Annotated in this window: 30 protein-coding genes and 1 pseudogene; 18 read left to right on the forward strand and 13 right to left on the reverse strand. The window is 67.9% G+C overall.

Annotated elements, in window-relative coordinates; genetic code table 11:
• Positions 1–55: 55 nt before the first annotated feature.
• Complete coding sequence (gene cobT / locus EOJ32_RS13600) at positions 56–1,924, reverse strand: cobaltochelatase subunit CobT (protein ID WP_127898931.1); 1,869 nt, start codon at positions 1,922–1,924, stop codon at positions 56–58.
• A 30-nt stretch (positions 1,925–1,954) separates the two neighbouring features.
• Entirely contained in the window at positions 1,955–2,926 is a 972-nt protein-coding gene (cobS, locus tag EOJ32_RS13605; protein WP_045981614.1) for a cobaltochelatase subunit CobS, read from the reverse strand.
• Between the two features lie 154 nt (positions 2,927–3,080).
• Between cobS and EOJ32_RS13610 the strand changes: the two genes are divergently transcribed.
• The 10 genes from EOJ32_RS13610 to EOJ32_RS13655 all read left to right on the forward strand — a co-directional run bounded on the left by EOJ32_RS13610 (position 3,081) and on the right by EOJ32_RS13655 (position 11,888).
• Complete coding sequence (locus tag EOJ32_RS13610; protein WP_045981615.1) at positions 3,081–3,635, forward strand: sigma-70 family RNA polymerase sigma factor; 555 nt, start codon at positions 3,081–3,083, stop codon at positions 3,633–3,635.
• Positions 3,632–4,336, forward strand: coding sequence for an anti-sigma factor domain-containing protein (locus tag EOJ32_RS13615; RefSeq protein ID WP_127898932.1), 705 nt, complete (start codon positions 3,632–3,634; stop codon positions 4,334–4,336). Before EOJ32_RS13610 ends, EOJ32_RS13615 begins: the two co-directional genes overlap by 4 nt.
• 102 nt (positions 4,337–4,438) lie before the next feature.
• Complete coding sequence (locus tag EOJ32_RS13620) at positions 4,439–5,005, forward strand: fasciclin domain-containing protein (protein WP_127898933.1); 567 nt, start codon at positions 4,439–4,441, stop codon at positions 5,003–5,005.
• A 184-nt stretch (positions 5,006–5,189) separates the two neighbouring features.
• Positions 5,190–6,191: a DUF808 domain-containing protein gene (locus tag EOJ32_RS13625; protein WP_127898934.1), complete on the forward strand. Its 1,002-nt coding sequence runs from the start codon at positions 5,190–5,192 to the stop codon at positions 6,189–6,191.
• A 107-nt stretch (positions 6,192–6,298) separates the two neighbouring features.
• The gene (gene ugpB, locus EOJ32_RS13630) at positions 6,299–7,612 is read left to right on the forward strand and encodes a sn-glycerol-3-phosphate ABC transporter substrate-binding protein UgpB (RefSeq protein ID WP_127898935.1); all 1,314 of its coding nucleotides are present in this window, start codon (positions 6,299–6,301) and stop codon (positions 7,610–7,612) included.
• Between the two features lie 78 nt (positions 7,613–7,690).
• Positions 7,691–8,569: a sn-glycerol-3-phosphate ABC transporter permease UgpA gene (gene ugpA, locus EOJ32_RS13635; RefSeq protein ID WP_045981620.1), complete on the forward strand. Its 879-nt coding sequence runs from the start codon at positions 7,691–7,693 to the stop codon at positions 8,567–8,569.
• Positions 8,569–9,417 carry a sn-glycerol-3-phosphate ABC transporter permease UgpE gene (ugpE, locus tag EOJ32_RS13640; protein WP_046000989.1) on the forward strand — a complete coding sequence of 283 codons (849 nt, stop codon included), beginning with the start codon at positions 8,569–8,571 and terminating at the stop codon, positions 9,415–9,417. Before ugpA ends, ugpE begins: the two co-directional genes overlap by 1 nt.
• A 1-nt stretch (position 9,418) precedes the next feature.
• Positions 9,419–10,426 (forward strand): sn-glycerol-3-phosphate import ATP-binding protein UgpC, encoded by a 1,008-nt coding sequence (locus EOJ32_RS13645; protein ID WP_045981622.1) that lies wholly within the window; start codon positions 9,419–9,421, stop codon positions 10,424–10,426.
• 84 nt (positions 10,427–10,510) lie between these two features.
• Positions 10,511–11,581 carry a M4 family metallopeptidase gene (locus EOJ32_RS13650; protein WP_127898936.1) on the forward strand — a complete coding sequence of 357 codons (1,071 nt, stop codon included), beginning with the start codon at positions 10,511–10,513 and terminating at the stop codon, positions 11,579–11,581.
• A gap of 28 nt (positions 11,582–11,609) precedes the next feature.
• Entirely contained in the window at positions 11,610–11,888 is a 279-nt protein-coding gene (locus EOJ32_RS13655) for a protealysin inhibitor emfourin (RefSeq protein WP_045981624.1), read from the forward strand.
• Here the strand turns inward: EOJ32_RS13655 and EOJ32_RS13660 are convergent.
• The 6 genes from EOJ32_RS13660 to EOJ32_RS13685 form a co-directional block, all read right to left on the reverse strand.
• Positions 11,885–12,838 carry a magnesium transporter CorA family protein gene (locus tag EOJ32_RS13660; RefSeq protein ID WP_127898937.1) on the reverse strand — a complete coding sequence of 318 codons (954 nt, stop codon included), beginning with the start codon at positions 12,836–12,838 and terminating at the stop codon, positions 11,885–11,887. The genes EOJ32_RS13655 and EOJ32_RS13660 overlap by 4 nt on opposite strands.
• Before the next feature lie 114 nt (positions 12,839–12,952).
• Positions 12,953–13,150: a CsbD family protein gene (locus EOJ32_RS13665; RefSeq protein ID WP_046000993.1), complete on the reverse strand. Its 198-nt coding sequence runs from the start codon at positions 13,148–13,150 to the stop codon at positions 12,953–12,955.
• Between the two features lie 59 nt (positions 13,151–13,209).
• Positions 13,210–14,157, reverse strand: a complete 948-nt coding sequence (locus tag EOJ32_RS13670) for a D-glycerate dehydrogenase (protein WP_127898938.1) — start codon at positions 14,155–14,157, stop codon at positions 13,210–13,212.
• A complete protein-coding gene (locus EOJ32_RS13675; protein WP_127898939.1) occupies positions 14,154–14,483 on the reverse strand; it encodes a tRNA-binding protein in 330 nt (109 codons plus the stop codon). The genes EOJ32_RS13670 and EOJ32_RS13675 overlap by 4 nt, the downstream gene beginning before the upstream one ends.
• Positions 14,480–15,289, reverse strand: coding sequence for a pyrroline-5-carboxylate reductase (gene proC / locus EOJ32_RS13680; protein WP_127898940.1), 810 nt, complete (start codon positions 15,287–15,289; stop codon positions 14,480–14,482). Before proC ends, EOJ32_RS13675 begins: the two co-directional genes overlap by 4 nt.
• A 1-nt stretch (position 15,290) precedes the next feature.
• The gene (locus EOJ32_RS13685) at positions 15,291–15,794 is read right to left on the reverse strand and encodes a YbjN domain-containing protein (RefSeq protein ID WP_046000997.1); all 504 of its coding nucleotides are present in this window, start codon (positions 15,792–15,794) and stop codon (positions 15,291–15,293) included.
• 178 nt (positions 15,795–15,972) lie between these two features.
• Here EOJ32_RS13685 and cobD point away from each other — a divergent pair, with 178 nt between their 5' ends.
• A complete protein-coding gene (gene cobD / locus EOJ32_RS13690; protein ID WP_127898941.1) occupies positions 15,973–16,935 on the forward strand; it encodes a threonine-phosphate decarboxylase CobD in 963 nt (320 codons plus the stop codon).
• Here the strand turns inward: cobD and EOJ32_RS13695 are convergent.
• Complete coding sequence (locus tag EOJ32_RS13695) at positions 16,932–17,228, reverse strand: alkylphosphonate utilization protein (protein ID WP_045981632.1); 297 nt, start codon at positions 17,226–17,228, stop codon at positions 16,932–16,934. The two genes, cobD and EOJ32_RS13695, sit on opposite strands and share 4 nt — an antisense overlap.
• Before the next feature lie 130 nt (positions 17,229–17,358).
• On the opposite strand from EOJ32_RS13695, the gene EOJ32_RS13700 reads away from it, so the two are divergent.
• From EOJ32_RS13700 to EOJ32_RS13720, 5 genes and pseudogenes are all read left to right on the forward strand, one after another.
• On the forward strand, positions 17,359–17,826 hold the full coding sequence (locus EOJ32_RS13700; RefSeq protein ID WP_205963150.1) for a hypothetical protein: 468 nt from the start codon (positions 17,359–17,361) through the stop codon (positions 17,824–17,826).
• A 54-nt stretch (positions 17,827–17,880) separates the two neighbouring features.
• Positions 17,881–18,783, forward strand: a complete 903-nt coding sequence (gene ppk2 / locus EOJ32_RS13705) for a polyphosphate kinase 2 (RefSeq protein WP_045981633.1) — start codon at positions 17,881–17,883, stop codon at positions 18,781–18,783.
• Between the two features lie 9 nt (positions 18,784–18,792).
• Positions 18,793–19,653: a PhzF family phenazine biosynthesis protein gene (locus tag EOJ32_RS13710; protein ID WP_240542441.1), complete on the forward strand. Its 861-nt coding sequence runs from the start codon at positions 18,793–18,795 to the stop codon at positions 19,651–19,653.
• Complete coding sequence (locus tag EOJ32_RS13715) at positions 19,650–19,943, forward strand: DUF1330 domain-containing protein (protein ID WP_127898942.1); 294 nt, start codon at positions 19,650–19,652, stop codon at positions 19,941–19,943. The genes EOJ32_RS13710 and EOJ32_RS13715 overlap by 4 nt, the downstream gene beginning before the upstream one ends.
• A 32-nt stretch (positions 19,944–19,975) precedes the next feature.
• A pseudogene (locus tag EOJ32_RS13720) lies at positions 19,976–20,425 on the forward strand (TerB family tellurite resistance protein).
• On the opposite strand, the gene EOJ32_RS13725 reads toward EOJ32_RS13720, so the two are convergent.
• Genes EOJ32_RS13725 through EOJ32_RS13735 form a run of 3 tightly spaced genes read right to left on the reverse strand, consistent with a single transcriptional unit; the run spans position 20,414 to position 23,765 of the window.
• Positions 20,414–21,709 (reverse strand): FAD-binding oxidoreductase, encoded by a 1,296-nt coding sequence (locus EOJ32_RS13725; protein ID WP_127898943.1) that lies wholly within the window; start codon positions 21,707–21,709, stop codon positions 20,414–20,416. The pseudogene EOJ32_RS13720 and the gene EOJ32_RS13725 sit on opposite strands and share 12 nt — an antisense overlap.
• The gene (locus EOJ32_RS13730; protein ID WP_127898944.1) at positions 21,706–23,061 is read right to left on the reverse strand and encodes a glutamine synthetase family protein; all 1,356 of its coding nucleotides are present in this window, start codon (positions 23,059–23,061) and stop codon (positions 21,706–21,708) included. The genes EOJ32_RS13725 and EOJ32_RS13730 overlap by 4 nt, the downstream gene beginning before the upstream one ends.
• Entirely contained in the window at positions 23,058–23,765 is a 708-nt protein-coding gene (locus tag EOJ32_RS13735) for a type 1 glutamine amidotransferase (RefSeq protein ID WP_045981638.1), read from the reverse strand. Before EOJ32_RS13735 ends, EOJ32_RS13730 begins: the two co-directional genes overlap by 4 nt.
• Before the next feature lie 139 nt (positions 23,766–23,904).
• On the opposite strand from EOJ32_RS13735, the gene EOJ32_RS13740 reads away from it, so the two are divergent.
• On the forward strand, positions 23,905–25,044 hold the full coding sequence (locus EOJ32_RS13740) for an aminotransferase class V-fold PLP-dependent enzyme (protein WP_127898945.1): 1,140 nt from the start codon (positions 23,905–23,907) through the stop codon (positions 25,042–25,044).
• Between the two features lie 66 nt (positions 25,045–25,110).
• On the forward strand, positions 25,111–25,572 hold the full coding sequence (locus EOJ32_RS13745) for a GNAT family N-acetyltransferase (RefSeq protein WP_046001007.1): 462 nt from the start codon (positions 25,111–25,113) through the stop codon (positions 25,570–25,572).
• A 51-nt stretch (positions 25,573–25,623) separates the two neighbouring features.
• On the opposite strand, the gene EOJ32_RS13750 is transcribed toward EOJ32_RS13745, so the two are convergent.
• Positions 25,624–25,920 (reverse strand): hypothetical protein, encoded by a 297-nt coding sequence (locus tag EOJ32_RS13750; protein WP_045981641.1) that lies wholly within the window; start codon positions 25,918–25,920, stop codon positions 25,624–25,626.
• Between the last annotated feature and the right edge of the window lie 38 nt (positions 25,921–25,958).

The raw sequence follows: 25,958 nt of genomic DNA on the forward strand, positions 1-25,958 counted from the left end.
AGCGATGCCTTCGGGGGGTCCGGGGGGCGGCGCCCCCCGGCGTCGCGGGACGCAATCAGCCTCGCCGGATCGACGCCATGCCCAGCACCCGCGCCCGCTTGCGCGGATCGCTGTCGAACAGCGCCGCCAGCTGCTCGGTGATCGCCCCGGCCAACTGCTCCGCATCGGTGATCGTCACGGCCCGCTGGTAATAGCGGGTGACGTCATGGCCGATGCCGATCGCCAGCAGCTCGACGGCGCGGCGCTTCTCGACCATGGCGATCACGTCGCGCAGGTGGCGTTCCAGGAAGTTGGCAGGGTTGACCGACAGGGTGCTGTCATCGACCGGCGCGCCGTCCGAGATCACCATCAGGATCTTGCGTGCCTCGGGGCGGCGGGTCAGGCGCTTGTGCGCCCATTCCAGCGCCTCGCCGTCGATGTTCTCCTTGAGCAGCCCCTCCTTCATCATCAGCCCCAGATTGGGACGGACACGGCGCCAGGGCGCATCGGCGGACTTGTAGACGATGTGGCGCAGGTCGTTCAGGCGCCCGGGCTGGGCCGGACGGCCCGCGGCCAGCCACGCCTCGCGCGACTGCCCGCCCTTCCAGGCGCGCGTGGTAAAGCCCAGGATCTCGACCTTGACGTTGCACCGCTCCAGCGTGCGGGCCAGCACGTCGGCGCAGATCGCCGCGATGCTGATCGGACGCCCGCGCATCGACCCGGAATTGTCGATCAGCAGCGTGACGACCGTGTCGCGGAACTCGGTGTCCTTCTCGATCTTGAAGGACAGCGGCATGGTCGGGTTTGCCACCACGCGGGCCAGGCGGCCGGCGTCCAGGACGCCCTCCTCCTTGTCGAACTCCCAGCTGCGGTTCTGCTGGGCCTGCAGGCGGCGCTGCAGCTTGTTGGCCAGGCGGCTGACGGCCCCGCGCAGGGGCTCCAGCTGCTTGTCCAGATAGGCGCGCAGGCGCTCCAGCTCGGCGATGTCGGCCAGATCCTCCGCGCGGATCTCCTCGTCCCAGGTCTGGGCAAAGACGCGGTAATCGGGGCTGGCCTCGCTGACCGGGGGCGGCAGGTCGGGCGGGCTGTCCTGATCGGGCATCTCCGCCTCGTCCGCCATCTCGTCCTCGGCGGTGTCGTCCATGCCGACCTGGGCCTGGCGCTCGTCCTGGGTCTGCTCCTGGCTGCGCTCGGGGCTGGCGTCGCTCTCCTCGCTGTCGTCCTGATCCTGCGATTCGCTGTCGCCGGATTCCTCGTCCTGCTCGGCGTTCTCGTCGCTGTCGTCATCCTCGGGCTGGTCCGGATCCTCGCCCAGCTGGTCGCCATAACCCAGGTCGGTGATGATCCGCCGCGACAGCCGAGAGAACGCGGCCTGATCCGCCAGCGCATCGTTCACGTCCGCCAGCGCCCCCGAGGCCTGGCTCTCGACAAAGGGCCGCCACAGGTCGGCGACATGCTGCGCGCCCGCGGGCAGCGCACGCCCGGTCGCCGCCTGGCGCAGGATGTAACCCGCCGCCACCGACAGCGGCGCATCGGCCGGGGCCTTGATCTGGGCATAGCCCTTCTTGTCGGCCTCGGCGCCGATCTTGGCGTCGATGTTGGACAGCGCCCCCGGCATGTCCCGCGCGCCAAGCGCCTCGCAGCGCGCGGTCTCCAGCGCCTCGTACAGCTCGCGGGCCATCGGGCCCGCGGGGGAATAGTGGGCATGGGTGCCCGCATCGTGGTGGCGCATCCGCATGGCCAGCGCGTCGGCCGTGCCGCGCGCCAACAGCACCTCGTCGCGGCCCATGCGGCGGCTGATCTGCGGCAGGCGCATCGTGTCGCCCGCAACCCCGGCCGGGTCCGCGCTGAAGGTCACGTTCAGTTCGTGTTCGCCCGCCAGCGCGCGCGTCGCCTCGGTCAAGGCCTTCTTGAACGGGTCGGCGGGGTTGTCGGATTTCTTCATCTGCGGATGGCCCCCTTGGCCGCGCGGGCCTCAGCCCGCCTTGGCGGCTGCGCTTTCCGGCAATTCCTCGTCGAACAGGCGCTGATAGAACTCTGCCACGGTCTGGCGCTCCAGCTCGTCGCATTTGTTCAGGAAGGTCAGGCGGAACGCGTATCCCACGTTGTCAAAGATGCGCGCGTTCTGCGCCCAGGAAATGACCGTGCGCGGGCTCATGACGGTGGACAGATCGCCCTGCATGAAGGCGGTCCGCGTCAGGTCGGCCAGCGTCACCATCTGGTTGATGGTCTTGCGGCCCTTCTCGGTGTTGTAATGCGGCACCTTGGCCAGCACGATCGCGGCTTCGGCGTCGTGACGCAGATAGTTCAGCGTCGCGACCAGCGACCAGCGGTCCATCTGGCCCTGGTTGATCTGCTGGGTGCCATGGTAGAGGCCGGTCGTGTCGCCCAGGCCCACCGTGTTGGCGGTGGCGAACAGGCGGAAATAGGGGTTCGGCGTGATGACCTCGTTCTGGTCCAGAAGCGTCAGCTTGCCGTCGGCCTCCAGCACGCGCTGGATCACGAACATCACGTCCGCGCGGCCCGCGTCGTATTCGTCAAAGACGATCGCGGTCGGGTTCCTCAGCGCCCAGGGCAGGATGCCCTCGTGGAACACGGTGACCTGCTTGCCGTCGACCAGTTTGATCGCATCCTTGCCGATCAGGTCGATCCGGCTGACATGACTGTCCAGGTTCACGCGCACGCAGGGCCAGTTCAGGCGCGCCGCGATCTGTTCGATATGGGTGGACTTGCCCGTCCCGTGATAGCCCTGGACCATGACGCGGCGGTTGTAGGCAAAGCCTGCCAGGATCGCCATCGTCGTGTCGGGATCGAACTTGTAGGTGCTGTCGATCTCGGGGACGCGATCCGTGCGGTCGGCAAAGCCCTTGACCTTCATGTCGCTGTCCAGACCGAACACCTCGCGCAGGTCGATCTCTTCGGTGGGTTTCGCGTTCATGTCCAGCATCGGCCCTAGCCCTTTCCATCACATCGGCGCATTGATCGCGCATTCGGGCAACGGGTGCAAGGCACGGCGCGGGCGGCCGCCACCCCGTGCGCGCGTTGACGCGCGAGGGTGTGCTTCATAAGGTGCCCACAACCCTTGGAAGGATGCCCCGGTTTTGACAGACGCACGCCGTTCCGAACTGGAAACCCTGATCGCCCGCACCGCCATGGGTGATCGCGACGCCTTTGACCGCCTGTACGACGCGACATCGGCCAAGCTGCACGCCGTGTGCCTGTCGGTCCTCAAGGACCGCCCCGAGGCCGAGGAGACCTTGCAGGAGGTCTATATCCGCGTGTGGCAAAGCGCCGCGCGCTATGCCTCGAACGGGCTGTCGCCGATGACCTGGCTGATCACCATCGCCCGCAACCGATCCATCGACAGGCTGCGCGCCCGCGGATCACGACCGGTAACCGCGCCCGAAGATGCCGCGGCCTTCGTCGCCTGCAGTGCGCCGGGTCCCGAATCGGCGACGATCATGGCCCAGGAACGCCGCATGCTGGACGACTGCCTGGCCAGGCTGGCCGAGGCGCAGGCGGGCGCCGTGCGTGCCGTCTACCTCGAGGGGGTCAGCTATGCCGACCTGGCCGCGCGTGAGGGGCTTCCCATCAACACCGTGCGCAGCTGGCTGCGCCGCAGCCTGCTGCGACTGAAGGATTGCGTAAGCCAATGACCGACGACGCCCCGCTGACCCCGTCCCAGGAAGACCAGGCGCTGGCGGCCGAGCTGGCGCTTGGCCTCTTGGACGGACCCGAGGCCGCCGCCGCGACGGCCCGCATGTCCACCGACCCGGATTTCGCCCGCATCGTCCACGACTGGTACGAACGCATGGCCGGCATCGCCGAGGCGCTGACCCCGGTCATGGCCCCTGCCCGCGCACGCCAGGCGATCCGCGAACGGTTGGGCCACGTCACCCCGCCCCTGGCCAACGACCCGACCGAACGGCGGGCCTGGTGGCGCGGTCCGATGGGCGCGCTGGCCGGGTTGCTGGCCGTCGCGGCGACCGCCGCGTTCCTGTGGCTGCCCGGGCTGCAGCAGCCCGCCGCCCCCGCCTATCAGGCACAGCTTGCGACCCAGGATCAGGCCCTGCGCGTCGCTGCCCGCATCGACGGGCGCGACATGGAGATCGCGCTGGAAAGCGGCGCCGCCCCCGATGACCGCGACTGGGAAATCTGGTGGGTGAAACCCGACGGCTCGGCCCCGGTATCGATCGGGCTGGTCCCGCGCGACGGCACCCTGCGCATGACACTGCCGGACGGGCTGGATCCCTCGGCGGATATCCAGATTGCGCTGTCGGACGAACCGGCGGGCGGATCGCCGACCGGCCAGGCGACCGGGCCGGTGGTGGCCATCGCGCCGCTCACGTCCTTGTGATCGCGGATTGACCGGTTGGTTGCGCAACTAACCCGCGCCTGCCGCGTGTTTGGGACTGTCGGGCGCAGAAATGCCGCCCAGAACCAAAACCGGAGGAAGTCCATGACCACCCGCTTTACCAAAGTCGGCGCTTCGATCATCGCTGCCACCATCGCGCTTGGCGCACCGGCCTTTGCCCAGAACACCATGGTCGGCGGCGCCGAGATGCTGCCGTCGCGCAACATCGTCGAGAACGCCGTGAACTCGGCCGACCACACCACGCTGGTCGCCGCCGTGCAGGCCGCGGGCCTGGTCGAGACGCTGTCGGGCCCCGGCCCGTTCACCGTCTTCGCCCCCACCAACGCGGCCTTCGAAAAGCTGCCCGACGGCACCGTCGAGGACCTGCTGAAGCCCGAGAGCCTGCAGACCCTGCAGACCATCCTGACCTGCCACGTCGTCCCGACCGAGGCGATGTCGTCCGCCGTGGGCCGCATGATCCAGCAGGGCGGCGGTTCGGCCGCGCTGGAGACCGTGGGTGGCTGCACGCTGACCGCCAGCATCCGCGCCAGCGACAACGCCCTGCAGATCACCGACGAGAACGGCAACGTCGCCACCGTGCTGATCCCCGACGTGGACCAGTCGAACGGCGTGATCCACTCGATCGACACCGTGCTGCTGCCGGCGTCCTAAGACGCCCCGCAGGACCTGCCGTCCCCCGACAGGCAGGTCATGGCCCGCGCAGTCCCCTCTGCGCGGGCCTTTTTGCATGCCGATCCGTGAGTGATGGTGAAACCGCTTGCCTCGACGCGCGTTGCCGGGTGCTGATGGGCTGCGGCACGGCGCCGCATCGGGCCAATTTCCGAAGGGACACTGCATGAGCGGGTTGATCGCGCTTCTTGACGACGTAGCGGCAATTTCAAAGGTGGCGGCGGCATCGATCGACGACGTGGCGGGCCAGGCGGCCAAGGCGGGCGCCAAGGCCGCGGGCGCGGTCATCGACGACGCGGCGGTGACGCCGAAATACGTCCACGGTTTCGACGCCAGCCGCGAGATCCCCATCGTCTGGAAGATCGCGCGCGGATCGTTGTTCAACAAGATGGTCATCCTGTTGCCGGTCGCGCTGCTGCTGTCGGCCCTTGCGCCTTGGGCCATTCCGCCCCTGCTGATGCTGGGCGGCGCCTATCTGTGCTACGAGGGCGCTCACAAGGTCGCGCACCTGTTCCACAAGACCGACACCCATGACAGCGAAAAGCACACCCATCCCGACACCGACGGTGCCGCGCTGGAGGAGGCCCGCGTCGCCGGCGCCATCAAGACCGACTTCATCCTGTCGGCCGAGATCATGACAATCGCCCTGTCCACCATCCCGACCGACGACAGCTTGCTGATGAAGGCCGTCATCCTGGCGCTGGTCGCTGTGGCGATCACCGTCGCGGTCTATGGGTTCGTGGCGCTGGTGGTGAAGGCCGACGATGTCGGGGTGCATCTGGCACAGCGCCGCACCGGCGCCGTCGCCGCTCTGGGCCGCGGCATCGTCAAGGTCATGCCCGGCTTCATGAAGACGCTGACCGTGGTCGGCACCGCCGCGATGATCTGGGTCGGCGGGCAGATCATCGTGCACGGCCTGGAGCAGCTGGGCTGGGGCGCGCCCTATCACCTGATTCATGACTGGGCCGAGGCCGCCGCCGCCGCCGTGCCCGCCGCCCCCGGCGTGGTCGCATGGGTCGTCACCGCCTTCTGCGACGGCGTCATCGGCCTGATCCTGGGGCTGGCCCTGCTGCCGGTGGCGACCAAGGTCATCAACCCGATCATCGGCGCGGTGATGGGGGCATTCGCGCAACTTCGTAAAAAACCGAACGCCAACGAAACCCGTTGACCCAAACCTCCCGACGTCACAAGACTGTCACATGAGCGTTGCGATGCTGTCGTGAACTGCCGATAGGCGGGGTCAGCATCGCAACTCTGTAAGGGAGGGAAGACAACATGATCCGATACGGAACCGCATCCGCGGTGGCGCTGGTGGCGTCGCTGACTGCCGCGCAGGCAGAAACGAACATCGAATGGTGGCACGCCATGGGCGGCGAGCTGGGCGCGAAGCTGGAGGAGATCGCCCAGGGCTTCAACGACAGCCAGGACGAATACACCGTCACCCCCGCCTACAAGGGCACCTACCCCGAGACGATGACCGCCGCGATCGCCGCGTTCCGCGCGAACCAGCAGCCCGCCATCGTCCAGGTGTTCGAGGTCGGCACCGGCACCATGATGGCCGCCCAGGGCGCCATCGTCCCGGTCCACGAACTGATGGAGCAGCACGGCCAGGCCTTCGACCAGGCGGCGTTCCTGCCGGCCGTCGTCGGCTATTACACCGATTCCGACGGCAACATGCTATCGATGCCCTTCAACAGCTCGACGCCGATCCTGTACTACAACAAGACCGTGTTCGAGAAGGCGGGCCTGGACCCGAACACCCCTCCCAAGACCTGGGCCGAGCTGGAGCAGTTCAGCAAGCAGATCATGGAATCGGGCGCCGCGACCTGCGGTTTCACCACGCAATGGATCAGCTGGATCCAGACCGAGAACCTGTCGGCTTGGCACAACCAGCCGATCGGCACGCTGGAGAACGGCATGGGTGGCCTTGATGCGCGCCTGTCGCTGAACGGGCCCGTTCAGGTCAAGCACTGGGAGAACCTCAAGCGCTGGTCCGACGAGGGCATCTTCAAGTACGGTGGCCCGGTGGGCGCCGACAATGCGGGGCCGATGCTGTACTCGCAGGAATGCGCGATGCTGATGGGCAGCTCGGGCAGCCGTGCCGGCGTCATCGCCAACTCGACCGCGTACGAGGTCGGCTATGGCATGCTGCCCTATTACGACGACGTCGAGGGCGCGCCGCAGAACTCGATCATCGGGGGCGCCTCGCTGTGGGTGCTGTCGGGCAAGACGGACGAGGAATACGCGGCGACCGCGGCGTTCTTCGAATACCTGACCCAGCCCGAGGTGCAGGCCGATTGGGCGTCCTTCACCGGCTACCTGCCCATCACTGCCGCCGCGCGTGAGCAGATGGCCGGCTATTATGCCGAGAACCCCGGCGCCGACACCGGCATCAACCAGATCACCCTGAACGAGCCGACCGGGAACTCCAAGGGTCTGCGCTTTGGCAGCTATGTCCAGATCCGCGGCATCATCGACGAAGAGTTCGAACAGCTTCTGTCGGGCGACAAGGACGCGCAGGGCGCGCTGGACGCGGTCGTCAGCCGCGGCGACGCGCTGCTGGAAGAGTTCCAGGCGCAGAACCAGTAACCGCCCCACCCCCTTCGGCCGGGGCCGCGCATCACGCGCGGCCCCGGTCTTTTCCCGTTTTCGCCCCAAGGTCCCGCGATGAAGCGCACCATTTTCCGAAACCAGTTGCTGCCATGGCTGCTGCTGGCCCCCCAGCTGATCATCACCTTCATCTTTTTCCTGTGGCCCGCCGGTCAGGCCATCCGTCAAAGCTTTCTGCGCGAGGATGCCTTCGGCACCCGGACGACCTTTGTCGGGCTGGAGAATTTCGCCCGCCTGTGGGGCAGCCCCGAATATCTCAACAGCCTGCAGGTGACGGCGGTCTTCGCCATCTCGGTCACGGTGCTGTCGATGGGGCTGTCGCTGCTGCTGGCGATCGCGGTGGACCGGATGATCCGCAGCACGCGGGTCTATACGACGCTGCTGGTCTGGCCCTATGCGGTGGCGCCTGCGGTCGCGGGCATCCTGTGGTGGTTTATCTTCAACCCGACCATCGGCATCATGCCCTATCTGCTGGGGGGCTTGGGCTATGACTGGAACCACATCCAGGACAAGGGCGACGCCATGACGCTGGTCGTGATCGCCAGCGCGTGGAAACAGATCAGCTACAACTTCCTGTTCTTCCTGGCAGGGCTGCAGGCGATCCCGGCCAGCCTGCGCGAGGCCGCGGCCATCGACGGGGCGGGTCCGGTGCGGCGGTTCTTCGACATCACCTTTCCGCTGCTGTCGCCGACGACGTTCTTCCTGCTGGTCGTCAACATCGTCTATGCGATGTTCGACACGTTCGGCGTGATCGACGCCACGACCGAGGGCGGCCCGGCACAGGCCACCAACATCATGGTCTACAAGGTCTATTTCGACGGCTTCGTCGGGCAGAACCTGGGCTCGTCCGCCGCGCAGTCGGTGGTCCTGATGGCGCTGGTCCTGGTGCTGACGGTGATCCAGTTCCGGTTCGTTGAGAAGAAGGTGGCCTACTGATGATCGAGAACCGTCCCTTCCTGAACCTGGCCGCCCACCTGACGCTGATCCTGGGCGTCTGCGTCGTGGCGCTGCCGGTCTGGGTGGCCTTCGTGGCCTCGACCCACAGCGCGACCGCCTTCATGTCGGGCACCATCCCGATGTGGCCGGGTGACCAGATGATCCAGAACTACAGCCAGATGCTGGGCGCGGGCGTGTCCACCAGCGGCACGCCCCCGGTCGGCGTGATGATGTTCAACAGCCTGGTCATGGCGCTGGCCATCGCCATCGGCAAGATCGTCATCTCGGTCCTGTCGGCCTTCGCGGTGGTCTATTTCCGCTTTCCGCTGCGCGGCCTGGCCTTCTGGTGCATCTTCATCACGCTGATGCTGCCGGTCGAGGTGCGCATCGTGCCCACCTTCCAGGTGGTGGCCGATCTGGGCATGCTGAACAGCTATGCCGGCCTGTCGATCCCGCTGATCGCGTCGGCCACGGCCACGTTCCTGTTCCGCCAGGTCTTCCTGACCATCCCGGACGAACTGACCGAGGCCGCCCGCATCGACGGCGCCGGGCCCATGAAGTTCTTTCGCGACATCCTGCTGCCTTTGTCGCGCACCAATATCGCAGCCCTGTTCGTGATCCTGTTCATCTATGGCTGGAACCAGTATCTTTGGCCGCTGCTGATCACGACCAGTTCGGACTATTACACCATCGTTGCGGGGATCAAGCGCATGGCGGATGCCGTGGACGGTCTGCCGCAATGGCACCTGGTCATGGCGACCGCGATGCTGGCGATGATCCCACCCGTGATCGTGGTGGTCGCCATGCAGCGCCTGTTCGTCAAAGGTCTTGTCGAGACGGAGAAATAAGATGGCATCCATCACCCTCAACAATGTCGGCAAGGTCTATGCCGGCGGCGCCCGCGCCGTGGGCGGCGTCAATATCGACATCGCGGATGGCGAATTCCTGGTCCTGGTCGGCCCGTCGGGCTGCGGAAAATCCACGCTGCTGCGCATGGTCGCGGGGCTGGAGAGCATCACCGAGGGCGAGGTCCGCATCGGCGACCGCGTGGTCAACGAGATCGAGCCCGCCGATCGCGACATCGCCATGGTGTTCCAGAACTATGCCCTGTACCCACACATGTCGGTGCGACAGAACCTGGCATACGGCCTGAAGAACCGCGGCACCCCCAAGGCCGAGATCGAGCGGCGCGTGGGCATCGCCTCGGACATCCTGCAGATCGGCCCGTTCCTGGACCGCAAGCCGCGCGCCCTGTCGGGCGGCCAGCGTCAGCGCGTCGCCATGGGCCGCGCCATCGTGCGCGAACCGGCCGCGTTCCTCTTTGACGAGCCGCTGTCGAACCTGGACGCGAAACTGCGCGTCGCCATGCGCCTTGAGATCAAGGAGCTGCAGAAGCGCCTGCGCACGACCTCGATCTATGTGACTCATGACCAGCTGGAGGCGATGACGCTGGCCGACCGGCTGGTGGTGCTGAACGGCGGGCAGATCGAACAGATCGGCACGCCGCTGGAGGTCTATCGCCGCCCGGCATCGGCCTTCGTCGCCAGCTTCATCGGCAGTCCGGCCATGAACCTGATCGAGGCCAGCGCCGTCCCGCACCTGCCCGGAACCGGGCATGCGGGCCATGTGGGCATCCGCCCCGAGGATCTGAGCGTCACCGCCGACGGCCCGATCGAGATGTCGGTGCTGGCGGTCGAGGAACTGGGCGCGCAGCGGCTGGTCCACGGCAAGACCGGCGATGCCCGCATCACCATCACCCTGCCGTCCGATGCCCCCCTGTCCGATCACATGCGCCTGTCCTATCGCCCCGGCGGGCTGCACCTGTTTGACAAGGTCAGCGGCAAGCGCATGGACTGACTAGAATGAAACGTGAACATCCGACCCTTGCGGGTCGGGCGTTCCGTGCTACCTTGGGGTGAACCAACGCGGAAAGGTCGCCCCATGTGCCTGTCGTTCGGCTGCTCTCACCACAATCCCATCGCCTGCATCGTGCCGCCCTATATGCTGCGGGTGCTGGCGCTGCGGGGTGACCCCGCGACGGCGGACATGGCGCGCACGCTGCTGCGCCATGACGAACAGCTGCGCGAGGAGCGCGCGGCCTGGGCCAGCCTGCCGCCCGCGCTGCAGGGCATCGCCCCCGATCCCGAGCTGTGCTGCCCCGACCGCCGCATCCATGACGGCGAATTCCGCGCCGCCCTTCCCGGCCGCCTGGTCCGGGCCGAAGGCGACGCGCCGTCCGGCATCGCGGATGCCGACCTGGCCTATGACAGCGCCGGCCAGGTCTTCGCGATGTTCGCCGAGGAATACGGCCGCAATTCGCTGGACGGACGCGGCATGCCGCTGGTGGCGACGGTCCAGCACCGCCGCAACTACAACAACGCCTTCTGGGACGGGCAGCAGATGGCCTATGGCACGGGCGACGGCAAGATCTTCCGGACCTTCCTGCAGCTGTCGGTCATCGCGCATGAGATGACCCATGGTGTCATCCAGCATTCCGGCGGGCTGATCTACGAGAACCAGTCCGGTGCGCTGAACGAACATGTGGCCGACGTCTTCGGCGCGCTGGCCGAACAGCGCGTGCTGGGCCAGACCGCTCATCAGGCCGACTGGCTGATCGGGCGCGGCATCCTGGGCGCGGGCATCAACGGCGTGGCGCTGCGCAGCATGAAGGCACCGGGCACGGCCTATGCCGACGACCTGCTGGGCACCGACCCCCAGCCCTGGCACATGGATCAGTTCAACACCACGACCGACGACAATGGCGGCGTGCACATCAATTCGGGCATTCCGAACCACGCCTTCTACCTGTTCTGCAGCTATCTGGGCGGCAACGCGTGGGAGCTGCCGGGCCGCATCTGGTACCGGACGCTGCAGGACCTGAACAACCCGATGGCCAGCTTTTCCGACTTTGCCGACCAGACCCTGCGCAGCGCGGCGGCACTGGCGGGCGCGGGCAGCCAACAGGCGGTGCTGTTGCGGCGCGCTTGGAAACTTGTGGGAATCGCGGTCTGATCCTATGATCCGCGGACCGGAGGACCGCATGATCATAGAGATCCGCAGCCATGGCGGCTTTGGCGGCATCACTGCCGCCACCTCGCGCCGCATCGACACCGATGCCCAACCCGAACCCCGGGCGCAGGAACTGTGCGCGGCCTTCCACCCCAAGGCGTTGGCCGACATGGCGGCCACCCCCTGTCCCGGCTGCCCGGATCGGATGCGCTATGCGATCACCGTGACGGACGCGACCGGCCCGCACGCCATCACCCTCTCCGAGGGCCAGATGCCCCCCGAGATGCTAGACCTGCTGGACGATCTTTAGATCCAGCCCTTCCAACGCAGGAACAGCCACGTCCCCAGGGTCGTCCCGCCCATCAGGATCAGGGCGAAGGCATAGCCCCAGGGTTCGTCCAGTTCTGGCATGTTCGTGAAGTTCATCCCATAGACGCTGGCGATCAGCGTCGGCGGCAGGAACAACGCCGCGACGACCGACAGGATGCGGACCGTGTTGTTCTGTTGCAGGTTGATCAGGCCAAGCGTGGTGTCCACCGCCAGGCTGACCCGCCCGCCCAGAAAATCGGCATGCACCTCCAGCGCCTGGATGTCGCGCATCTGGGCACGGGTGGCGGCGCGCAGGCGGCCCTCCTCGGGGCGGTCCTCCAGCGTGGCGGTATAGAACGCCTGCATCCGCTCGACCGTCAGCAGGGCCAGGCGGACGCGCGCCATCGTCTCGGCCTCGCGTCCGACATCTTGCAGTGCGGCCTGCAGCCTGTCCGAGGCCGCGGCGACCGCGCGGCGTTCGAACACCGCGGCGGTGGTCTGGTCCAGCGTGCGGCCCGCCCCTTCCAGGATGTCGGCCAGCCGGGCGATGATCTCCTCGACAAGGCCCAGGAACAGGCGGTCGGGCGTGCCGCAGCCCAAGGTCGAGCGTTCGGCGCGTTCGGGATAGGTCAGGAACGGCCGCGGCGAATGGTGGCGCACCGTCACCAGCCGGTCCGTCGACAGGATGAACGTCACCGGCATCGAGATCCGGTCACCCCCGGCGCGCTCTCCCGGCAGCATCGCGGTCATGTAGTCCAGCCCGTCCTCGCGATAGAGGCGGTTGGACAGCTCGATCTCCTCCATCTCGGCCAGGCTGGGAACAGGCACGCGCAGCTGCGCGATCTCGGCGTCGTTCGGCCGGATCAGGTCAATCCATGCCGCGTCAGCGACATCGCGTTCTGCGGCAAGGCGCACCAGGCGACCGTTCTCGATGGAATAGGCGTAATACATGCGACGCTCCGGTCGGTTCGCCCCGTGGTGCCCTACCGCGGACAAACGATCAAGCGGATGTGGAAAGGGGCGCCCCGGATGGGACGCCCCTTACTGGCGGTTGCGGCAGGACGATCACTTGTCGCGATAGTAATCGTCGATCTCACGGTCGGCCTCGTCCTTGGTCCAGCCGTATTTCTCCTGCAGCTTGCCGGCCAGCTTGTCCTTGTTGCCGTCGATCTGATCCAGCTCGTCGTCGGTCAGTTCGCCCCATTTGACCTTGGTCGCGCCTTTCAGCTGCTTCCATTTGCCTTCAATGATATCCCAGTTCATTTCCGCCTCCTTTTCAGACGTTCATATGCCGGAATAACGCCCGCAGCCGTGGCAGGTTCCTAGCGGACAAGGTCCGGCGGAACGCCGCCGTCGATATGGGCCTGCAGGTTCGCCAGCGCGCGCAGGCCCATGCGGGTGCGCGTGTCGTCGGTGGCCGTTCCCAGATGCGGCAGCAGCGTGGCATTGGGGGCATCCAGCAGGGCCTGGGGCACATGCGGCTCTTGCGCATAGACGTCCAGGCCCGCGCCCGCGATGCGGCCGTCCACCAGGGCTGCGATCAGCGCATCCTCGTCCACCACGTCACCGCGGGCGATGTTGACCAGCACGCCTTGGGGGCCCAGGGCCTCCAGTTCGGCCACGCCGATCAGGCCGCGCGTGGCCGCACCCCCCGGCACGGCGATCACCGCCACGTCGCAGGCCGCCAGCATGGCGCGCAGATCACCGATCTGGCGGGCCGGAAAGTCCAGCCCCGCGACAGTCGAGCGGTTGAAGAACACCACCTCCATCCCGAAGCCCAGATGCGCGCGCCGCGCGATGGCCTGGCCGATCCGGCCCATACCGACGATGCCCACGGTGCGACCCGACATCTCCGCGCCCAGCAGCTGCGTGGGGTTCCACCCGGTCCAGCCGCCCGCGCGCAGCAGGCGTTCGCCCTCGGATGCGCGGCGCAGCACCATCAGCATCAGCGTCAGCGCAATGTCGGCGGTGGCGTCCGTCACCACGTCGGGCGTGTTCGTGACCGCCACACCGGCGGCGCGGGCCGCGACGATGTCGATATGGTTGAACCCCGCGCCGAAATTGGCCAGCAGCCTGCAGCGCAGATCGCCCTGGAAGGCCTCGGCCCCGAACGCATCGCCAAGCGTCGGGATGATCGCGTCATAATCGCGCATCGCCTGGCCCGCCTGATCGACGGTCAGGGGCGTGTTGTCACGGAATGTCGCATCGCAGGCCGCGCGGATGGCGGCGGTGGCGCGGTCGGTCATCGGGCGGGTGACTAGAACCTTCAATAGAGGCGGCCTCCGTTGGGGACGGTCAGGTCGGGGCGGATCAGCACGACCTCATTGTCGGGGTCGGGCACGCCCAGGACCAGCACCTCGGACATGACGGGGCCGATCTGGCGGGGCGGAAAGTTCACGACGCACAGCACCTGCGTGCCGACCAGCGTCTGAGGGTCATAATGACGGGTGATCTGGGCCGAAGACTTGCGCTCTCCCAGATCGCCCAGGTCCAGCCACAGCTTGAACGCGGGCTTGCGCGCCTCGGGGAAGGGTTCGGCGCGTGTGATGGTGCCGACGCGGATGTCGACCTTCAGGAAATCGTCAAAGGTGATCATCCGCGACCCAGCTCCCGCCCGCGTTCGGTCGCGGCCGCCACGGTGCGGATCATCAGCGGCGTGAGGCCCGCACCCTCGTCCATCAGCACCGCCAGCCCCGCAGCAGTCGTCCCGTTGGGCGAGGTCACGTTGCGACGCAGCACGGCCGGGTCCTCGTCCGCATGGACAGCCAGCGCACCTGCGCCGGCCACGGTCATGCGCGCCAGTTCCAGCGACAGCGCGGGCGAAAGGCCCTGCGCCGCGCCCGCGGCGGCCATCGCCTCGATCAGGTGGAACACATAGGCCGGGCCGCTGCCCGACAGGCCGGTGACGGCGTCCATCTGGCCCTCATGCTCCAGCCGGACGACGCGGCCCACGGCGCGCATCAGCGCCTCGGCCAGGTCCAGATGCGCAGGCGTTGCGGCACCATTGCCGATCATCGCGGAAATGCCCTGACCGATGGCCGCGGGCGTGTTGGGCATCACCCGGATCACGGGGGCGCCGGGAAAGGCCGCCTCGAAGGTCGCGATGGTCGTGCCTGCCGCGACCGATATCACCAGGCTGCCCGACAGGTCCGGCATGGCAGACAGCGCGCCGCCCATCATCTGCGGCTTGACCGCCAGCACGACCACGGCCGGATCAGCCGGCAGGTCCGCATTCACGCGCAACCCGCGGTCCTGCCATTCGGGTGCCAGGTTCGGGTCGATGACCGTGACCGCGCCCGCGTCCAGCCCGCGCGCCAGCCACCCCTGCAGCATCGCCCCGCCCATGCGGCCGCATCCGACCAGGACCAGTCCGCGCGCGTTGATGTCGTCGAAATCGTTCATGTCAGGCCCGTCCGTAGGTTTCGCCCAAGGCAATCTCCAGCGCCGCGGCGGGCGATGTGCCGCCCCATCCGGCCAACTGGAACGAAGGATAGAACCGCTCGCACGCGGCCAGGGCGGTGCCGATCATCCGGTCCACCTGTTCCGGCAGCGCGATCGCGTCCCCCGCCAGCACCAGCCCGTACCGCCAGACCATCTGCCGCTGCGGCGCGCAGAAGGTGAAGGCCCCGTCCCAGACCCGGTCGTTGGCCAGGTTGATCGTCTGATAGATGGCCGGCATGCGGTCCGCCGGCGGGTCCATGTCGAAGCTGCAGATCAGCCGCAGGACCGCGTCGCGGGGCGACCATGCCAGGGTCAGCGCATAGCGGCGCCACTGGCCGTCCACATCCATGACGATCTGATCCTCGGCCAGGCGGTCGAACTCCCAGGCGTGATGCGTGGCCACGGCCTCGACGATGTCGATCGGGTGGATGTCGTCGATGCGCATGGAGGAATCGATCTGCGTCATGGTCTGCCTGTGGCTGCGGTCTTGCGCCGTGGTGGTCCTTGGGTGGCCACACAACACCGGGGGTCGGCGGCCATGGCGCTTACAACATATCGTGGTCGGCTTTACCACTGGTGTAAAGTCCGAATTGCCCCCGCGGCGGTGGTGTCCTAGCAGGGGCGGACAGGACCAAGGGGGCGGCATGGCACGCGATCACGGCGGCAATCTGGATGCGGCGCAGGCACGTTTCGGCACGGGCGACTGGATCGACCTGTCGACCGGCATCAACCGCAGGCCCTGGTCGGTCCAGCCCCTGTCGGACACGGCCTTTCGCGCGTTGCCGATGGCCAGGGCGGAACGGGCGCTGATCCGGGTCGCCGCAGAATGGTTCGGCTGCGCGGACGACCATGTCCTGCCGATGGCGGGGGCCACGGCCGCGATCCAGTTGGTGCCGCGCCTGCGGCCCGCGGGCCACGCGGCGGTGCTGACGCCCAGCTACAACGAACATGCGGCCAGCCTGACCGCCGCGGGCTGGCGTGTCACCCCCGCCCCCGACCTGGACAGGATGGATGGCGCCGACCTGGCCGTCGTCGTGAACCCCAACAACCCCGACGGGCGGGAATGGTCGCCCCTGGTCCTGGCCGCGCTGGCACGGCGGGTCGGCCTGTTGGTCGTAGACGAAAGTTTCGCAGATGCGCGCCCCGACCTGTCGCTGGCCCGGTCCCTGCCCGTCAATGCGGTGGTGCTGCGCAGCTTTGGCAAGTTCTGGGGTCTGGCCGGGCTGCGGCTTGGCTTTGCGCTGGCGGACCCGGCCCTGCTGTCGCCGCTGCGCGAGGCCGCGGGCCCCTGGTCCGTCAGCGGCCCCGCACTGGAGATCGCGACCGCCGCCATGGCCGACCGGGCCTGGGCCGACGACACCGTGACCTATCACGCCGAAGCCGCGCTGAACCTTGACCGGCTGGCCGCGCGCGCGGGCTGGCGGCCCTTGGGCGGGACGCACCTGTTCCGTCTGTACGAGACGCCGGACGCGCAGGCGGCCCAGGACACGCTGGCCCGCGCACATGTCTGGACCCGGCGCTTTCCCTATTCGGACCGCTGGCTGCGGCTTGGCATTCCCGGCAGCCGGGACGAGTTCGCCCGCGCCGGGCAGGCCATGACCCGCTAGCGCTTGCGCAGGAATTCCGTGCGCAGGACCAGGCCCCTGATGCCGTCGTGGCGACAGTCGACCTCTGCCGGGTCGTCGGTCAGGCGGATGCCGCGGATCACGGTGCCCTGCTTGATCACGGTGCTGCTGCCCTTGACCTTCAGGTCCTTGATGACGACCACCTGGTCGCCGTCGGCCAGCGGCGTGCCCGCGCTGTCGCGCACGATGCCTGCGGCGGCGGCCTCGGCCGCGACCTCGGCGGCGGGGCGCCATTCGCCCGTGGCCTCGTCATAGACATAGTCGTCATCGGCCATGGTCTGCCCTTTCGCGGCTGGCGGCGCAGGGTGCCGCCCGTCACGCCTTAGGCCGCAGGGGCGGGCCGCGCAACCTCTGGCGCAGGGCGCGGGGTTTGGCCATGATGGGCCTGCGAAAAGGATGCCCCCGATGATGCGACTTTCCCTGTTCCTGACGATGCTGGCCGCCCCCCCCGCGGCCTTGGCCGACGCGCCGCTGATGGTGCTGGACCGCACGCAGCTGCCGTTCGACCTGGGGCCCGGGAACCCCGCCAACAGCCCCGCTCGGCCGGGCAATGCGCCCCATGCGGCCTGGAACTCGGCCGGAAATACCGCGAACGCGCCGACCGCACCGGGCAACCGCCCCAGCGACCGCGTGAACGAGGGGAGAGTGATCTTCACCTCGGACGGGTCGGTGGTGGGCTATTACGCGCCGAACGCGGTCGGGGTGCTGAACCTGTTCGACACCCAGGGCCGGCGCATCGCCTATCGCCCGGCGCGGGGCACGAAAAGCCTGTTCACTGTGCAGGGCGCCTGGTGCGGCACGGTTGACGGGCTGCGCGACGGCAGTCTGGTGCTGGCGGTCACGCCCGATTGCGCGCGCCAGTTCATGCGCTGACACCCTATCGTCACATTCCGTCCCTAGACCGCAGCAAAGCCATCGGAGACGCAGATGAACGACTACAAGGACTGGCTGCAGGCAGAGCTGCAGGAGACCCTGGACGAAGATATCGAGCTGGAGATGGAGGACGCCGCCCTGTCGGCCGAAATCCGGCGCATCTATCGCAGCCACCATCCCGACCAGATGGACCGCAAGCTGTATTTCCGCGAACTGCTGCGCCTTCAATCCGAACTGATCCGCCTTCAGGACTGGGTCAGCCACAACAACGAACGCGTCGTGGTCCTATTCGAGGGGCGCGACAGCGCCGGCAAGGGCGGCGCCATCAAGCGCATCACGCAGCGGCTGAACCCGCGCGTGGCCCGCGTCGTCGCCCTGCCCGCCCCGTCCGACCGGGAGAAGACGCAATGGTATTTCCAGCGCTATGTCCCCCACCTGCCGGCGGGCGGAGAGATCGTGCTGTTCGACCGCAGCTGGTACAACCGTGCGGGCGTCGAACGCGTCATGGGCTTTGCCACCGAGGATCAGGTCGAACAGTTCTTCCAGGACGTGCCCGAATTCGAACGCATGCTGGTCCGGTCGGGCATCCGGCTGGTCAAGTACTGGTTCTCGATCACGGACGAGGAGCAGCAGATGCGGTTCCAGATGCGCATCCACGACCCCCTCAAGCAGTGGAAGCTGTCGCCCATGGACCTGCAGTCCCGCGTCCGGTGGGAGGCCTATACCAAGGCCAAGGAGGACATGTTCGAACGCACGAACATCCCCGAGGCGCCCTGGTACATCGTGCCCGGCAATGACAAGAAGCGCGCACGGCTGAACTGCATCGACCACCTGCTGGGCCTGATTCCCTATGGCGACGTGGACCATGAACAGATCACCCTGCCCGATCGCGTCTTCAACCCCGATTATGAGCGCGACGCCGTCCCCCGCGAGCTGTATGTTCCGCAAAAATACTGAACCGGGGCGATGATGCTGGAATATCATGTCTATGACGTCTTCACCGACCGGCCCTTTGCGGGCAATCCGCTGGCCGTGGTCATGGGGGCCGATGCGCTGAGCACGCGGCAGATGCAGACCATCGCCCGCCAGTTCAACCTGTCCGAGACGATCTTCGTCATGGCGCCGCGCGATCCCGCGCACCGCGCCCGCGTCCGCATTTTCCTGCCGCTGGCGGAGATCCCCTTCGCGGGTCACCCCACCATTGGCTGCGCGCTGCACCTGTCGGCGGGCGACGGCGATCTGGTGCTGGAGGAGGAGGCCGGGCCGGTCCCGGTGACCATCCGCGACGGCTTGGCCGAATTCGCGGCCCCCGTGCTGCCGCAGTTGGGCGATGCGGTCGCGACCGACCTGGCCGCTGCGGGCCTGGGCCTTGGCGCGGACCGGATCGGCTTTGGCAACCATCGGCCGGTCGTGGCCCATGCGGGTCCGGCCTTCATCTTCGTGCCACTGCGCGACGCGCAGGCCTTGTCCGATGCCCGCCCCGCGGGGGCCGCGTTCGAGGCGCTGACGGCCAAGGTCGGCAAGGTCTATGCCTATGCCCCCGACGGCGCGGGGTTCCGCGCGCGCATGTTCGCCCCCGGCAGCGGCGTCCCCGAGGACCCCGCCACCGGATCGGCCACCGCGACCCTTGCCGCGCCCCTGCTGGCCGCAGGCGTCCTGCCCGAGGGAGAGACGCGCCTGTCCCTGCGCCAGGGGGTCGAGATGGGGCGCCCGTCCCTGCTGGGCCTGCGCATCGCCGTCAAGGGCGGCGCGCTGGCGCAGGTCTGCGTGTCCGGCCGTGCCGTTCCCGTGGCCCAAGGCCGCACCCGCATTCCGGAGGACACATGACCAAGGCTTATTGGATCGCCCATGTGACGATCGACGACCCCGACGCCTATGATGCCTATCGCCGGGCCAATGCCGCCCCCTTTGCCGGATACGGCGCGCGCTTTCTGGTGCGCGGCGGGCCGCAGCAGGTGGTCGAGGGCCAGGCCCGCCCCCGCAGCGTCGTGATCGAGTTCCCGTCGCTGGAGGCGGCGCAGGCCTGTTACGACAGTCCCGGCTATCAGGCGGCCAAGGCGCTGCGCGAGCCGGTCTCTGCCGCAGATGTGATCATCGTCGAGGGCTGGCCCGGCTAGACCGCGGCCGTCTGCAGGGGCATCCTTCGGCCATGTTCATGGACCTACTGACACGCCTGATGGGCGATACCGCCGCGCCGATCGACCGCGACGATGCCGAGCTGGCCATCGCCGCGCTGCTGGTGCGCGTGGCGCGGGCCGACGATCATTACGATCAGGCCGAACGCGACCGCATCGAGCAGGTCCTGTCCCGCCGCGGCCTGACTGCGGCCGAGGCCGCCGCCCGCCGCTCCCAGGCCGAGGCGCTGGAGGCGGAGGCCAGCGACACCGTCCGCTTCACCCGCTAGATCAAGGACCGCATCGCGCTGGAGGATCGTCGTGCCGTTCTGGCCGCGCTGTGGGAGGTCGCCTATGCCGACAACAGCCGCGGCGCGGATGAGGACAGCCTGATCCGCCTAGTCTCCAGCCTTCTGGGCATGACCGACCGCGAATCGGCCGAAATCCGTCAGCATGTGCTGGCCCGGATCGGCCTAGAACCCTAACCGGTCGCGCAGCCCGAACCACGCCATCCCCGCCACCAGCAGCGGCTTGCGCAGGGCCGCACCGCCCGGAAAGGGCCGGGTGGGAACGGCGGCCATGGCGTCGAACCGTTCGGCCTGGCCCGCCACGGCCTCGGCCATCAACTGCCCCGCCAGCGTGGCCATCGCCACGCCATGCCCGGAATAGCCGCTGGCCGACAGGCAGTTCGGCGCGGGCCGGGTGAAGCAGGGCATGCGGTTCATGGTGATGGCCAGCGTCCCGCCCCAGGCATGGGTCAGGGGCACGTCCTGCAGCTGCGGATAGACTGACAGCAGATGCGGGCGGACCACCGCCGCAATGTCGCGCGGAAAGCGGTAGGTGACCGTCTCTCCACCGCCGAAGACCAGCCGCCGGTCGTCGTCGACGCGCCAGTAGTTCACGACGAACTTCGTGTCCGCCACCGCGATGCGGTCCGGCAGGATCTCGGGGTGATCATCCAGCGGCGGGGTCGCGACGATATAGTTGTTGATGGGCATGACCCGCGCGGCGACTGCCCGGTCCAGATCGCCCAGATAGCCGTTGCAGGCCAGGATGACGTGATCGGCCCGCAGCACGCCCTGATCGGTGCGGATGATGCTGGGCGCACCATGGGTCAGGCCAGTGACCTGCGCGCGCTCATGGATCACGACGCCCGCATCCTGCGCCAGCCGCGCCATCCCCAGGGCCAGCGCCAGCGGCTGCACATGCCCCGCGCCGCGGTCCAGATCGCCGCCGACATAGGCAGTGCTGCCCAAGGCCGCCGCCAGCCCGTCGCGATCCAGGGGCGTGACCCGGTCGTAGCCGTAATGCCGTGCCAGATGGTCGGCCATGTGGCGGGCGTGATCGACCTCGGACGCGGTACGGCAGGCATGTGCGATGCCGTCGCGGACCCGCACGCCCGCTTCGGCGGCGATGCTGCGGACGGCGGCCTTGGCCTCCTCGGCCAGGTCCCACAGGCGGCGGGCCGTGTCGCGGCCCAGCTGCGCCTCCAGCCAGTCGACCTCCTGCCGCTGGCCGGACCCGATCTGTCCGCCGTTGCGACCCGACGCGCCAAAGCCCACGCGCTGCGCCTCCAGCACCCGGACCGACAGGCCCCGCCGTGCCAGATGCAGCGCGGCCGACAGGCCGGTATAGCCCGCCCCGATCACCGCAACATCCGCCCGCGCCTCGCCCCGCAGGGGCGGCAGGTCGGGCTGCGGCCCGCACTGGTCGGCATAGAGGCTGGGCGGATAGGCCCCTAGCCCGTCGTTCAGGTGCAGCAGGTTCATACGTTCAGCAGCAGATGTTCGCGTTCCCACGGGCTGATGACCTGCAGGAACTCCTTGTATTCATTGCGCTTGACCGATTCGTAGACGGCGCAGAAATCCTCGCCCAGAACGCCGCGCATGGGCGCGCTCTCCGACATCAGGTCCAGCGCGTCGCCGAGGTTGTAGGGCAGCTCGTCCTCGGACATGTAGGCGTCGCCCAGGCATTCGGCGCGCGGGTTCTCGGCCTCCAGAAGGCCCAGATAGCCACAGGCCAGGCTGGCCGCGATCCCCAGATAGGGGTTGCAGTCCATGCCCGCCAGCCGATTCTCCAGCCGCCGCGCCTCCGGCCCCGAGATCGGCACGCGCAGGCCCGTGGTACGGTTGTCGCGCCCCCATTCCAGGTTGATCGGCGCCGCGAAGTCCGGGACATAGCGGCGATAGCTGTTCACATAGGGTGCCAGCAGCGCGATGGCCGCGGGCAGGTGCTTCTGCATGCCGGCGATGAAATGCAGGAAGGCCGGCGTCTCGCGGCCCTTGTCGTCGGAAAAGATGTTCCGGCCCGTCTCGATATCCGTGATCGAATGATGGATGTGCATGGCGCTGCCCGGCTCGCCCTCAATGGGCTTGGCCATGAAGGTGGCAAAGCAGTCGTGGCGCAGCGCGGCCTCGCGGATCAGCCGCTTGAAGTAGAAGATCTCGTCGGCCAGGGCCACCGGATCGCCATGGTTCAGGTTGATCTCGACCTGGCCCGCGCCGCCCTCCTGCAGGATGCCGTCGATCTCGAAACCCTGCGCCTCGGCAAAGTCATAGATGTCGTCGATGACCTTGCCGTATTCGTCCACCGCAGACATGGAATAGGCCTGTTTCGCCGCAGCCCGCCTGCCCGTCCGGCCCATGGGCGGGATGATCGGCTGGTTCGGGTCGATGTTGCGCGCGACGAGGAAGAACTCCATCTCGGGCGCCACGACCGGGTTCCAGCCCTTGTCACGGTACAGCTGCACCACGCGTTTCAGCACATTGCGCGGCGCGATGGGCATGGGGTTGCCCTGCTGGTCGGTCGCGTCATGGATGACCTGGATGGTCCAGTCGGCGGTCCAGGGCGCGGCGGTGGCGGTGGAATAATCCGGCACCATCACCATGTCCGGTTCGGTGAAGGCGCCCGACGGGTTGTCGGCCCATTCCCCGGTGATCGTCTGCAGGAAGATCGAATTGGGCAGATAGAACTGGTTCTGCCGCGCGAATTTCGACGCGGGCATGGCCTTGCCACGGGCGACGCCCGCCATGTCGGCCACGATGCATTCGACCTCGTCCAGGCGGCGCCCGGACATGAAGTCGCGCGCGGCCTGGGGCAGTTTCTCGGTCCAGTCGCTCATGCGGCACCTTTGTCGGCTTGCGCCAGGGCGCGGGGTTGCTTGAAGAAGGCCTCGATCCGGTCGGCCAGCAGGGACGCGCCATCGGCCTGCCCCATGCGGGCCGCAGCCCCGGCCAGCAGGTCGTCCGGCACGACACCCTTGGCGCGGGTGTCCATCAGGCCTTGGATGAAATCGTCGCCGAATTCCGGATGTGCCTGCACGGTGAAGGCCCGGTCGCCATAGATCAGCGCGGCATTTTCGCAGAACGCGTTCCGGCCCGCGACCTGCGCGCCGGGCGGCAGGGCCACGACCTGATCCTGGTGCCAGGCGTTCAGCGTGACGGGCTGGCCGCCGAAATCGTAATCCTGCGCGCCCACGGCCCAACCGCCGGGATGCTTGACCACGGTGCCGCCCAGGGCCTGCGCGATGATCTGATGACCAAAGCAGATGCCGACCATCGGCACGCCCGCATCGTGGACGCGGCGGATGAAATCCTCCAGCGGCGGGATGAAGGCGTGATCCTCATAGGCCCCGTGGCGCGAACCGGTCAGCAGCCAGCCGTCGGCATCGTGGATGTCCTGTGGAAACTCCATCCCCTCGACATGCCAGGTGGTGAAGTCGAATCCGCGCCCGGCCAGCAGGCGCACGAACATGTCCGGATAGTCGCCCAAATCCCGCTTCAGCTGCGCCGGCGACTGGCCGCATTGAAGGATGCCGATCCGCATGAAAAACCTTGATGTTGCTTGTGTCCGAAGCCTAGTCGCCCCGCAGGGGGGGCCGCAAGGGGGGGCGTTTGCGCCTTTTGGCGGTCTGGCCGCGCGGACGCACAAGCGCTAGGCTGCGCGCAACGGAAAGGATGCACCCATGCCCCATCAGCGCCCCGAGATCGACCCGGACGGCCTTGACGAATTCTCGGTCGTGTTCACCGACCGGTCACTGAACCATATGTCGAAACGCTTTCAGCAGGTCATGCGCGACCTGTCGGCGGGTCTGTGCGAGGTCTATGGCGCGGCCCAGGTGGCGATCGTACCGGGCGGCGGCAGCTATGCGATGGAATCGGTCGCGCGCCAGTTCGGGCGCGACGCGCATGCGCTGATCGTCAGGAACGGCTGGTTCAGCTATCGCTGGAGCCAGATCTTCGACGCGGGCGCATTCGCGCGCGAGGTGACCGTGGTCAAGGCCCGCCCGCAAGGGAACGCGCCCCAGCCCGCCTATGCGCCCCCGCCCATCGACGAGGTCGTGGCCCGCATCCGCGAGACGCGCCCCGACGCGGTCTTTGCCCCGCATGTGGAGACCTCGGCCGGGCTGATCCTGCCCGACGACTATATCACCGCGCTGGCCGATGCCGCGCATGAGGTGGGTGCCCTGATGGTGCTGGACTGCATCGCGTCGGGTGCGATCTGGGTCGACATGCGGGCCACGGGCGTCGACGTGCTGATCTCGGCCCCGCAAAAGGGCTGGTCGACGTCACCCGCCGCAGGCCTTGTCATGTTGTCCGATCGCGCCGCCGAACGACTGGCCACCACCGACAGCGACAGCTTTGCGCTGGATCTGAAGAAATGGCGCGCGATCATGCAGGCCTATCTGGATGGCGGCCATGCCTATCACGCGACCATGCCCACCGACGCGCTGCTGGGCCTGCGCGACGCGATGGAGGAGACCCGCGCGATGGGGTTCGCCGCCGCGCGCGACGCGCAATGGCGCCTTGGCCGGGCGGTCCGCGACGAACTGTCCGCGCGCGGCATCCGCTCGGTGGCGGCCGAGGGGTTCCAGGCGCCGGGCGTCGTGGTCAGCTATACCGACGACCCCGAGGTCAAGTCTGGCAAGGCCTTTGCCGCCCTCGGCACCCAGATCGCGGCGGGCGTGCCGTTGGCCGTGGATGAGGGGGCCGACTTCTCGACCTTCCGCATCGGGCTGTTCGGTCTGGACAAGCTGCGCGATGTCGACGGCACGATGGCCCGGCTTGTGCCGGTGCTGGACCAGGCGACCGCCCCGCGCGGCTAAGCCTTTGACGCGCGCGTCACGGCGGGATAGTGCCCCGCCGTGACCATGTGGCGACAGGACCCCGACATGACGCTGACGATCGACCTGGAAAGCCCGCTTGGGCCCGACCTGGACCTGCTGTTCCAACGCCACACCGCCGAGATGCATGCCGATACCCCGCCGGGATCGATTCACATGATGCCCAAGGAGGCATTGGAGAACCCCGCCATCGCTTTTTTCGTGGTGCGCGACGCGGGCCAACCTGTCGCCATGGGCGCCATCAAGGATCTGGGCGCATCCGAGGGAGAGCTTAAATCCATGCACGTGCTGTCCGAACAGCGCGGGCGGGGTGTCTCGCGGATGCTGCTGCGGCACATGCTGGGTCACGCGCGGAACGCGGGCTATGCCAAGCTGTCGCTGGAAACCGGCGTGCAGCCGGGATTTGTCGCGGCGCGCGGCCTCTACGCCCGCGAGGGGTTCACGGAGTGCCCGCCCTTTGGCAGCTATCGCGCCGACCCGCATTCGGTCTTCATGACGCTGATGTTGTAATGCAAACGGCGCGCATCTTGCGATGCGCGCCGTCGTCTTCCTGTCGATCATTCAGTGCTCGTGCGTGGGCAGAGCCTTCAGATCATCCTTGGTCCAGTTGGTCCGGGCATGCACGGTGCCGCTTTCGTCGCGCATGAAGTCCAGGTCGGTCGCCGGAACCATGACCGGCTTGGCGCCGATGCCCAGGAACCCGCCGACGTCCAGAACGACCTTGGCCGATGCTCCCATGCCGTGCGTGTGCGACACGCTGCCGACGGTTTCGTCGCCCGGGCCATAGACGGTGGCGCCGTCCAGAACGGCCTCGGTCAGTTCGTCGTGGGTCAGTCGCGTGTGATTTGCGTGGTCCATGTCGACCTCCTTCAGGTGGTGTGGCACATCAACACCGG

The sequence above is a fragment of the Paracoccus sp. Arc7-R13 genome (assembly GCF_004010775.1).
Lineage (GTDB): Bacteria > Pseudomonadota > Alphaproteobacteria > Rhodobacterales > Rhodobacteraceae > Paracoccus > Paracoccus marcusii.

What these genes read in the sequence shown, in the direction of transcription:
- EOJ32_RS13750 (WP_045981641.1), bottom strand. Translation starts at nt 25,920, where the DNA reads ATGGACCACGCAAATCACACGCGACTGACCCACGACGAACTGACCGAG.
- EOJ32_RS13685 (WP_046000997.1), bottom strand. Translation starts at nt 15,794, where the DNA reads ATGACGCAGATCGATTCCTCCATGCGCATCGACGACATCCACCCGATC.
- ugpE (WP_046000989.1), top strand. Translation starts at nt 8,569, where the DNA reads ATGATCGAGAACCGTCCCTTCCTGAACCTGGCCGCCCACCTGACGCTG.
- ugpB (WP_127898935.1), top strand. Translation starts at nt 6,299, where the DNA reads ATGATCCGATACGGAACCGCATCCGCGGTGGCGCTGGTGGCGTCGCTG.
- EOJ32_RS13740 (WP_127898945.1), top strand. Translation starts at nt 23,905, where the DNA reads ATGCCCCATCAGCGCCCCGAGATCGACCCGGACGGCCTTGACGAATTC.
- EOJ32_RS13615 (WP_127898932.1), top strand. Translation starts at nt 3,632, where the DNA reads ATGACCGACGACGCCCCGCTGACCCCGTCCCAGGAAGACCAGGCGCTG.
- EOJ32_RS13675 (WP_127898939.1), bottom strand. Translation starts at nt 14,483, where the DNA reads ATGATCACCTTTGACGATTTCCTGAAGGTCGACATCCGCGTCGGCACC.
- cobS (WP_045981614.1), bottom strand. Translation starts at nt 2,926, where the DNA reads ATGCTGGACATGAACGCGAAACCCACCGAAGAGATCGACCTGCGCGAG.
- EOJ32_RS13700 (WP_205963150.1), top strand. Translation starts at nt 17,359, where the DNA reads ATGATGCGACTTTCCCTGTTCCTGACGATGCTGGCCGCCCCCCCCGCG.
- ppk2 (WP_045981633.1), top strand. Translation starts at nt 17,881, where the DNA reads ATGAACGACTACAAGGACTGGCTGCAGGCAGAGCTGCAGGAGACCCTG.
- ugpA (WP_045981620.1), top strand. Translation starts at nt 7,691, where the DNA reads ATGAAGCGCACCATTTTCCGAAACCAGTTGCTGCCATGGCTGCTGCTG.
- EOJ32_RS13730 (WP_127898944.1), bottom strand. Translation starts at nt 23,061, where the DNA reads ATGAGCGACTGGACCGAGAAACTGCCCCAGGCCGCGCGCGACTTCATG.
- EOJ32_RS13715 (WP_127898942.1), top strand. Translation starts at nt 19,650, where the DNA reads ATGACCAAGGCTTATTGGATCGCCCATGTGACGATCGACGACCCCGAC.
- EOJ32_RS13645 (WP_045981622.1), top strand. Translation starts at nt 9,419, where the DNA reads ATGGCATCCATCACCCTCAACAATGTCGGCAAGGTCTATGCCGGCGGC.
- EOJ32_RS13710 (WP_240542441.1), top strand. Translation starts at nt 18,793, where the DNA reads ATGATGCTGGAATATCATGTCTATGACGTCTTCACCGACCGGCCCTTT.
- EOJ32_RS13660 (WP_127898937.1), bottom strand. Translation starts at nt 12,838, where the DNA reads ATGTATTACGCCTATTCCATCGAGAACGGTCGCCTGGTGCGCCTTGCC.
- cobD (WP_127898941.1), top strand. Translation starts at nt 15,973, where the DNA reads ATGGCACGCGATCACGGCGGCAATCTGGATGCGGCGCAGGCACGTTTC.
- EOJ32_RS13625 (WP_127898934.1), top strand. Translation starts at nt 5,190, where the DNA reads ATGAGCGGGTTGATCGCGCTTCTTGACGACGTAGCGGCAATTTCAAAG.
- EOJ32_RS13735 (WP_045981638.1), bottom strand. Translation starts at nt 23,765, where the DNA reads ATGCGGATCGGCATCCTTCAATGCGGCCAGTCGCCGGCGCAGCTGAAG.
- EOJ32_RS13745 (WP_046001007.1), top strand. Translation starts at nt 25,111, where the DNA reads ATGACGCTGACGATCGACCTGGAAAGCCCGCTTGGGCCCGACCTGGAC.
- cobT (WP_127898931.1), bottom strand. Translation starts at nt 1,924, where the DNA reads ATGAAGAAATCCGACAACCCCGCCGACCCGTTCAAGAAGGCCTTGACC.
- proC (WP_127898940.1), bottom strand. Translation starts at nt 15,289, where the DNA reads ATGAACGATTTCGACGACATCAACGCGCGCGGACTGGTCCTGGTCGGA.
- EOJ32_RS13650 (WP_127898936.1), top strand. Translation starts at nt 10,511, where the DNA reads ATGTGCCTGTCGTTCGGCTGCTCTCACCACAATCCCATCGCCTGCATC.
- EOJ32_RS13695 (WP_045981632.1), bottom strand. Translation starts at nt 17,228, where the DNA reads ATGGCCGATGACGACTATGTCTATGACGAGGCCACGGGCGAATGGCGC.
- EOJ32_RS13725 (WP_127898943.1), bottom strand. Translation starts at nt 21,709, where the DNA reads ATGAACCTGCTGCACCTGAACGACGGGCTAGGGGCCTATCCGCCCAGC.
- EOJ32_RS13620 (WP_127898933.1), top strand. Translation starts at nt 4,439, where the DNA reads ATGACCACCCGCTTTACCAAAGTCGGCGCTTCGATCATCGCTGCCACC.
- EOJ32_RS13655 (WP_045981624.1), top strand. Translation starts at nt 11,610, where the DNA reads ATGATCATAGAGATCCGCAGCCATGGCGGCTTTGGCGGCATCACTGCC.
- EOJ32_RS13665 (WP_046000993.1), bottom strand. Translation starts at nt 13,150, where the DNA reads ATGAACTGGGATATCATTGAAGGCAAATGGAAGCAGCTGAAAGGCGCG.